This window comes from Staphylococcus pettenkoferi, from assembly GCF_002902685.1.
Lineage (GTDB): Bacteria > Bacillota > Bacilli > Staphylococcales > Staphylococcaceae > Staphylococcus > Staphylococcus pettenkoferi.
Genome location: NZ_PPRN01000053.1, coordinates 1 through 664 on the forward strand (window position 1 = coordinate 1; position 664 = coordinate 664).

Sequence of the window (664 nt, forward strand, 5' to 3'; positions counted from 1 at the left end):
AAAATTGATTAAGTCTTCGATCGATTAGTATTCGTCAGCTCCACGTGTCGCCACGCTTCCACCTCGAACCTATTCACCTCATCATCTTTGAGGGATCTTATAACCGAAGTTGGGAAATCTCATCTTGAGGGGGGCTTCATGCTTAGATGCTTTCAGCACTTATCCCGTCCATACATAGCTACCCAGCGATGCCGTTGGCACGACAACTGGTACACCAGAGGTATGTCCATCCCGGTCCTCTCGTACTAAGGACAGCTCCTCTCAAATTTCCTACGCCCACGACGGATAGGGACCGAACTGTCTCACGACGTTCTGAACCCAGCTCGCGTACCGCTTTAATGGGCGAACAGCCCAACCCTTGGGACCGACTACAGCCCCAGGATGCGATGAGCCGACATCGAGGTGCCAAACCTCCCCGTCGATGTGAACTCTTGGGGGAGATAAGCCTGTTATCCCCGGGGTAGCTTTTATCCGTTGAGCGATGGCCCTTCCATGCGGAACCACCGGATCACTAAGTCCGTCTTTCGACCCTGCTCGACTTGTAGGTCTCGCAGTCAAGCTCCCTTATACCTTTACACTCTATGAATGATTTCCAACCATTCTGAGGGAACCTTTGAGCGCCTCCGTTACCTTTTGGGAGGCGACCGCCCCAGTCAAACTGCCC

Annotated in this window: 1 rRNA gene; it reads right to left on the reverse strand. The window is 53.0% G+C overall.

From position 1 onward, the window contains the following. Positions 1-4: 4 nt before the first annotated feature. Positions 5-664, reverse strand: a 23S ribosomal RNA gene (locus CD126_RS09525); the annotation flags it as partial.